This window comes from Kiloniella majae, assembly GCF_002118315.1.
GTDB classification, from domain to species: Bacteria; Pseudomonadota; Alphaproteobacteria; order Kiloniellales; family Kiloniellaceae; genus Kiloniella; species Kiloniella majae.
Window position 1 is genome coordinate 176,480 of record NZ_MTSZ01000008.1, and the last position, 7,543, is coordinate 184,022.

7 protein-coding genes are annotated in these 7,543 nt (G+C 46.6%); 3 read left to right on the top strand and 4 right to left on the bottom strand.

The genetic code is table 11. From position 1 onward, the window contains the following. Positions 1-329: 329 nt before the first annotated feature. The gene (locus BKB51_RS18500) at positions 330-1,244 is read left to right on the top strand and encodes a DMT family transporter (RefSeq protein WP_085902592.1); all 915 of its coding nucleotides are present in this window, start codon (positions 330-332) and stop codon (positions 1,242-1,244) included. Positions 1,245-1,310: 66 nt separating this feature from the next. On the opposite strand, the gene dapB is transcribed toward BKB51_RS18500, so the two are convergent. The 4 genes from dapB to dnaK form a co-directional block, all read right to left on the bottom strand. Continuing rightward, positions 1,311-2,117 carry a 4-hydroxy-tetrahydrodipicolinate reductase gene (gene dapB / locus BKB51_RS18505; protein WP_085902593.1) on the bottom strand — a complete coding sequence of 269 codons (807 nt, stop codon included), beginning with the start codon at positions 2,115-2,117 and terminating at the stop codon, positions 1,311-1,313. A 150-nt stretch (positions 2,118-2,267) separates the two neighbouring features. Continuing rightward, complete coding sequence (locus BKB51_RS18510; RefSeq protein WP_158090281.1) at positions 2,268-2,906, bottom strand: LysE family translocator; 639 nt, start codon at positions 2,904-2,906, stop codon at positions 2,268-2,270. Positions 2,907-3,105: 199 nt separating this feature from the next. Continuing rightward, on the bottom strand, positions 3,106-4,245 hold the full coding sequence (gene dnaJ / locus BKB51_RS18515; RefSeq protein ID WP_085902595.1) for a molecular chaperone DnaJ: 1,140 nt from the start codon (positions 4,243-4,245) through the stop codon (positions 3,106-3,108). A 72-nt stretch (positions 4,246-4,317) separates the two neighbouring features. After that, the gene (dnaK, locus tag BKB51_RS18520; protein WP_085902596.1) at positions 4,318-6,234 is read right to left on the bottom strand and encodes a molecular chaperone DnaK; all 1,917 of its coding nucleotides are present in this window, start codon (positions 6,232-6,234) and stop codon (positions 4,318-4,320) included. Positions 6,235-6,519: 285 nt separating this feature from the next. On the opposite strand from dnaK, the gene BKB51_RS18525 reads away from it, so the two are divergent. Both BKB51_RS18525 and BKB51_RS18530 read left to right on the top strand, forming a co-directional pair. Beyond that, positions 6,520-6,768 (top strand): hypothetical protein, encoded by a 249-nt coding sequence (locus tag BKB51_RS18525; protein WP_085902597.1) that lies wholly within the window; start codon positions 6,520-6,522, stop codon positions 6,766-6,768. A gap of 36 nt (positions 6,769-6,804) precedes the next feature. Next, entirely contained in the window at positions 6,805-7,416 is a 612-nt protein-coding gene (locus BKB51_RS18530; protein WP_085902598.1) for an alpha-ketoglutarate-dependent dioxygenase AlkB family protein, read from the top strand. The last annotated feature ends 127 nt before the right edge of the window (positions 7,417-7,543 follow it).

Consider the following 7,543-nt stretch of genomic DNA (forward strand, 5'->3'; position numbering starts at 1 on the left):
GGTTACAGTCGGGTTACAATTTGCGCGGAGTATAGCCAGTTCCATTTTCTGGGCAAGCACAAAGCCACAGGTCTCCTATGCATTGTTCACAAGGCTTGTTCTCTATCAAAAGGAAAGTTACACAGATTCGGCTTAAGTAATTGAAAAAACGCCTGACTATCTTACCCCTTGCCCGCGCGAGTAATAAAGGTCAAAGTCGAACGAGGTTACAAAACTTCATATTTCAAACATTTTTATCCGGTACTTACCCCAACAGCGGTCATAAAATGCTGTGTAAAGTCGCCTGAAACACCCCGAAAATACAACGTATTATAAATGCAGCGTATTATATGAGAGAAAGACACGTTGTGAGCACGCAGGAAAATCAAGCATCCGTTTTGGACACCACACGACAAGGGATTGTACTGGCCATTATCGCCATGGCAGCCTTTTCATCAGGTGATGCTGTGGTCAAACATGTTGCGCAAACCTATCCCCTGCCACAGCTTCTTTGGGTACGATACATTATCCTGTCTGTCTTTGTGATTAGCATGGCGCTTTATAAAGCTGGCCCAACGGGATTAAAAAAGGTTGCTCAGGCGAACAACCTGCCCCTGCAGATATTCAGATCCGTCTTTTTATTGGGCGAAGCGTTCCTCTTTACCCTAAGTTTCAAACTGCTACCCATTGCCGACGTTCACGCAATTGTAGCGGTAGCCCCCATCGTCGTCACAGCCTTATCAGCACTGTGGTTAAAAGAACTGGTCGGTATTCGTCGTTGGTCAGCCGTGCTTGTTGGTTTCGCAGGCGTAATGATTATTCTACGCCCGGGTTTTGAAGGCTTTAACGAACTCTTCCTCTTGCCTCTTCTTGCTGCATCAGCCTTTGCTGTCTATCAAATCTTGCTACGTATCAGCAGCCGTTATGATGATGGGGAAACATCACAGTTTTATACAGGGGTTGTCCCCCTGATCTGCGTGACTTTCCTGGTCCCGTTTTTCTGGGTGACGCCAGATCTATATGGCTGGTTAGCGCTAATCGCCGGGGGCATTTTTATCAGCCTCGGGCATTTCTTTCTGATCTTTGCGTTTCAATACGCTACCCCTTCTGCGATACAGCCTTTCAACTACACACTGTTGGTCTGGGCAACACTATTCGGCTGGCTTTTCTATGATGAGTTCCCTGATCACTGGACCATTGTCGGGGCTTTGGTCGTGGTCTCTAGCGGACTGTATACGCTCTATCGTGAGCGTAAACGAAGCTAAGTGCTAACAAAAAAAGGGAGCTTAAGCTCCCTTTTCAACATTGGCCTTATTAGCTTGATTATCAGCTTATTTTAATCCGAGGACATCCCGCATATCATAGAAACCGTTTTCCTTGCCCTGCAACCAGTTGGCAGCTTTAACGGCACCGCGAGCAAAGACTTCCCGGTTACTGGCCCGATGGCCCAATTCTATTCGTTCGCCATCAGCAGCAAAGATCACACTATGATCCCCCACAACATCACCACCGCGTAGTGTAGCGAAACCAATATCGCCACGTTTTCTGGCTCCAATGATGCCATCGCGTACCTTGTCTGCAACCTTATCCAGATCAACACCTCGTCCGGACGCTGCGGCTTCACCAAGTGCAAGTGCTGTACCGGAAGGTGAATCAACCTTGTGACGGTGATGCATTTCCACAACTTCAATGTCGTAGTCTTCGTCCAAAGAGGCAGCAACCTGTTCCACAATAGACATCAGAAGATTGACGCCCAAACTCATATTACGGGCAAAAACGATTGAGGTTGTTCTGGTTGACATTTCCAGTTCAGCAACCTGTTCGTGGGTCATTCCCGTGGTCCCAACAACCAGTGAACATCCGGTTTTTGCCGCCAACTTTGCGTGATTAAGCGTTGCTTCCGGCACAGAGAAATCAATGACGACATCACAAGCTTCGAACAAAGCAAGGGGATCATCCCCCACCTTCACGCCAATCATGCCAATACCCGCCAACTCACCCAGGTCTTTGCCAAGGTTCGGACTTCCCGGAAGTTCAGTTCCACCATAAACTTCACAGTTATCCGTCCGACCAATAACGTCCGTCAGCATGCGCCCCATTCGGCCTGCACAACCAACAATTCCAATTTTGTTACTCATCTTATTTTCCCGTCAAAGACCAGCGTTTATCTTTAGTATAGTTGTTTCAAAACAGAGATAGCAGCTAAGTCTGATCAGTCCAAGCGAACTCTCATCCTTTTCCGAAACAGGACCCGTCGTTCTTCGTGACTGGTTATAAGTGATTAATGATCATTTTTCAGAAAAAGCAACCCGAAGCGCAATTCCCACCATCGACATAGAGGCAAATAACCGAAAGGTTTGAGCAGCCCTTCCAACACCAGAAACGAGTAATTTCATACGCTCTGAGAAAAGAACAACAAGACTGATAATTAAACCTGCGTTCAAAATATGGATAAGCCCATACAGCATGATTTGCCCCTTAAAATTCCCCAACTCAGGGCGCACGAACTGTGGCAAAAAGGAAATCATAAAGATAATTACTTTGGGGTTGGTAATATTAATCAACGCCGACTGTAGCACCACTTTGAACGCCGATGTTCTTTTACGCTCGGTTTTGGCTTCAACCTCAAGATCCGCCTTTCCTGTTAGTATTTTCCACGCCAGGAAACACAAATATCCTGCACCAATCCAGCGAAGGATTTCATAGGCCACTGCCGATTGTTGAATGAGAAGCGACAACCCTATCAAAGCCGCAAGCAAGTGCACCAACAATCCCAAACCATTGCCAATAGGGATCCAAAGCGATTTCTGCCAACCATCGGATATATTGATCGTCAAGGTATAAAGCCACGTTGGCCCCGGTGTTGCGGCTAGTAAGGTACTTGCAAGCCAATAAGCCAAAAAATATTCAAGCGAAGGAAGCGCCATAAACAAAACCATTGAAGAAGCTATCGTCGATTATCTTAATTATAGCCAGAGCCAACGGGATAAAACAGGGTAACAAGATATCCCAAAAGAGGAGCATTCTTCGCTCAAAAAATCAAACGCAAAAAATCAAACGAAAGCCATAAAAAAAGCCTGTCAGTAATATCGCTGACAGGCTTTTTTCTTATTAAGGATCTGATCTTTATTCTGTAAGATCTTCCCAAAACTCTTTGACGCGCTTAAAGAAGCCAGAGCTAAGGGGTGAATTATCTCCACTCTCTTCTTCAAATTCGCGCAACAGCTCTTTCTGGCGTTTAGTCAGGTTAACCGGTGTCTCCACCGTTACTTCGACGTACATATCACCACGAGAGCTTGATCTGAGAACAGACATTCCCTTGCTCCGCAAACGGAATTGCTGTCTGCTCTGTGTTCCATCCGGAATAGAAACCTTAGCACGACCGCCATCGATCGTTGGCACTTCGACAGAACCACCCAAGGCAGCCTGTGTCATCGAAATAGGAACACGGCAGTAAATGTCTGCGCCTTCACGCTGAAAAATTCTGTGCGGTTCGATGGAAAGGAAAATGTACAGATCCCCGGGCGTTCCGCCACGAGCACCCATTTCGCCTTCGCCAGCCAGACGAATACGATTACCTTCTTCCACACCCGCAGGAATGTTCACCTGAAGAGTTTTTTCTTTTTCCACACGGCCAGAACCGTGACAGTTTCCGCAAGGGTTTTCGATAACTTTACCGACGCCCTGACAGCTGTGACATGTGCGCTCAACAGTAAAGAAGCCCTGTTGCATACGCACACGGCCATTACCTTTACAGGTGCCACAGGTTACCGGGGATGATCCCTTTGCAGCACCACTTCCGTCACAGGAATCACAAGAAACTGCGCTTGGAATACGAATCTCGGCTTCTTTCCCTGTGTAAGCATCTTCCAGAGAAATTTCCATGTTATAACGAAGGTCGCCACCACGCTGGGAACCACCAGCAGACCGACCGCCGCCGCCACCACCAAAGCCGCCAAACATCTCTTCGAAGATATCAGCAAAGCCACCGCCGCCGAAACCGCCGCCACCAAAGCCACCGCCAGCACCAGGTCCGCCGTTTTCAAAGGCAGCATGGCCATAGTTATCATAGGCTGCGCGCTGCTGGTCGTCCTTTAGAACACCATAGGCTTCGTTAATTTCTTTGAATTTTTTTTCCGCTTCGGCATCATCCGGGTTGCGATCCGGGTGATATTTCATCGCCAGTTTGCGGTAGGCCGATTTCAACTCTTTGGCATCTGCCGAACGTGAAACCCCTAAGACCTCATAGAAATCCTTTTTGGACATCAGTGTAATTTTCCCTCATCAGAAGGTGAAAAGGGGCTGACAACTGTCAGCCCCCTGAAATCCAAAACCGCCTTAAGCGCTTTTGCTGTTCTTCTCGTCGTCAACTTCTTCGAAGTCTGCATCGACAACACCGTCGTCGGCCGCAGTTTCAGAAGCCGCTTCTGCAGCACCTTCTGCGCCTTCGGCACCAGCGTCAGCATAGAGTGCTTCGCCTAGCTTCATTGACGCCTGACCGAGTGCTTCCATCTTGGCTTTGATATCTTCAGCATCATCGCCTTCAAGCGCTGTTTTCAACTCGGCAACAGCAGCTTCGATCGTCGCTTTTTCTTCGTCAGAAACTTTATCGCCAACTTCACCAAGTGTTTTCTCTGTCTGATGGATCAGACCTTCTGCCTGGTTTTTAACTTCGACAGATTCACGACGTGCTTTATCTGCATCCGCATTTTCTTCGGCATCACGAACCATCTGGTCAATGTCAGCGTCGCTCAAACCGCCAGAAGCTTCGATACGAACAGACTGTTCTTTACCAGTTGCTTTATCTTTCGCGCCAACATTAACAATACCGTTAGCATCGATATCAAAAGTAACTTCGATCTGTGGAACACCGCGTGGCGCACCTGGAATACCTTCGAGGTTGAATTGACCAAGAATTTTGTTATCCGCAGCCATTTCGCGCTCACCCTGGAACACGCGAATTGTCACAGCGCTCTGATTGTCTTCGGCTGTAGAGAAAGTCTGGCTCTTCTTCGTTGGGATTGTTGTATTACGATCAATCAGTTTTGTCATAACACCACCCAGTGTCTCAATACCAAGAGACAACGGCGTTACATCAAGAAGAAGAACGTCTTTCACTTCGCCCTGAAGAACACCTGCCTGAATAGCAGCACCAGTTGCCACAACTTCATCAGGATTCACACCACGGTGAGGCTCTTTACCAAAGAAGTCCTTAACAGTGTCATGGACTTTTGGCATACGAATCATACCACCAACCATGATGATCTCGTCGATGTCGCCAGCTTTTACACCAGCATCTTTCAACGCAGACTGAACAGGACCCATTGTACGCTGGATCAAATCCTCAACCAGTGCTTCCAACTTTGCACGAGTCAGCTTGACATTAAGGTGTTTAGGACCAGACGCATCAGCCGTAATAAACGGCAGGTTCACTTCGGTCTGTGTAGAAGAAGAAAGCTCAATTTTTGCTTTCTCAGCAGCTTCTTTCAAGCGCTGAAGAGCAAGCGTATCTTTACGAAGATCGATACCCTGTTCTTTGTTAAACTCGTCTGCCAAGTAATCAATGATACGGCTGTCGAAATCTTCACCACCAAGGAATGTATCCCCGTTAGTTGATTTCACTTCGAAGACACCATCGCCAATTTCAAGAACAGATACATCGAAAGTACCACCACCAAGGTCATAGACAACAACAGTACCCGAACCTTTTTTGTCCATACCATATGCAAGAGCCGCAGCAGTTGGCTCGTTGATAATACGCAGAACTTCAAGGCCAGCGATCTTGCCGGCATCTTTAGTTGCCTGACGCTGAGAATCGTTGAAGTAAGCCGGAACAGTAATAACAGCTTTTGTTACAGGCTCACCAAGATAGCTCTCGGCAGTTTCTTTCATTTTCTGCAGGATAAAAGCAGAAATCTGTGATGGGCTGTATTTTTCGCCGTTGGCTTCTACCCACGCATCACCATTGTCAGCTTTAACAATTTTGTATGGAACAAGGTCCATGTCTTTTTTCGTCAGCGGATCGTTAAAACGACGACCGATCAAACGCTTGATCGCAAAAAGAGTATTTTCAGGGTTCGTAACTGATTGGCGTTTAGCGGGCAGCCCAACAAGGCGCTCTTCAGCTGTAAAACCAACCATAGAAGGTGTTGTACGTGCACCTTCGGCATTTTCAACAACGCGGACGTCTTTACCGTCCATAATAGCGATACAGGAGTTTGTGGTTCCTAGATCAATACCAATAACTTTGCTCATGTTTATTCCTCACACTTAATATAGCAAACCGATTTGGCAGCCTTGATGCCAAGCACTGCCGGCTGGTCCCTTTTGAGGGGTGAACCCTTCTTTTGGGCTCACGGAGTATATATGCAGCCAGAGCTTGGACTGCAAGGAGCAATATGCCTAAAAAAATAAGGTTTTTCAGAAAAGTTAAATTACATTATGAATCAATAGATTAGTGATATAATAATTTATCACACACCTTTATTATTACGTTTTTCAGGTGAATCATCGCGCGAATATTCCAGGAATTTAGCCGTAATGAACTCTAAAAAAGACAAAATCAGCCCCAATATCCGAACAATGGTCAAGTGGATTGCTGTTGGAGACGTTTTATTTGGAATCGCTGTTATGCTGACAGCGCACTATGTTCTGAAGAATGAAATTGTTCAATGGTTCGGTCTCGCCGTTACCCTCATTGGCGGGCTTCTCTTTTTAACAATGCGCTTACTTGAAAAGCGACAAACACGAATCATTAATTCTCAAGATAGTTCCGAGAATCAGCCCTAATGGAAAATTCAAAACAGCGATAAAATAGCAGATAACATGATTGCCGGTTTTCAATACCATCCCGAATATCTCACTCGGGAAGAACAGGAAAATCTCTTAACCGAAATTCGAGAGATGATCAGGACAAATCCTCTGTTCCAACCCACAATGCCTAAAACCGGTAAACCCTTTTCCGTCGCAATGACATCGTTTGGACCTCTTGGCTGGGTATCGGACAAAACCGGGGGGTATCGCTATCAAGGTTTTCATCCTATCACCAAACGCCCTTGGCTTCCGATACCGGACAAATTACTTTCAATCTGGTCTGATTTGACTGGTTACCCTGAGCTTCCGGAATGTTGCCTGTTAAATTACTATCAGCACGAAAAAGCAAAAATGGGCCTTCACCGGGACCAGGACGAACAGGACTTCAATGCACCTGTCCTCTCTGTCTCCCTTGGTGACAGTGCTCTCTTTCGCCTCGGAGGACTCAAACGACAGGGGCCAACAACATCAACCAAGTTAAATTCTGGTGATATTGTTTTGCTCGGTGGCGAAGCACGAAATGCCTATCATGGTGTTGACCGGATTTTATATGGCTCAAGTCAACTGTTGAAAAATGGCGGGCGTATCAATCTAACACTCCGCAGAGTCACCAAAGCCTGGTGACTTCTCACCTTTACGTTTTCCAGAAACTCGTCATCCGCCGGAGAGCAGGGTGACCCGTCCTGAAATACGTTGACGTTTTTTTAGGTTATAGCCAGCTGCATTTTGCAGCTGGCTTTTTTATGCACTT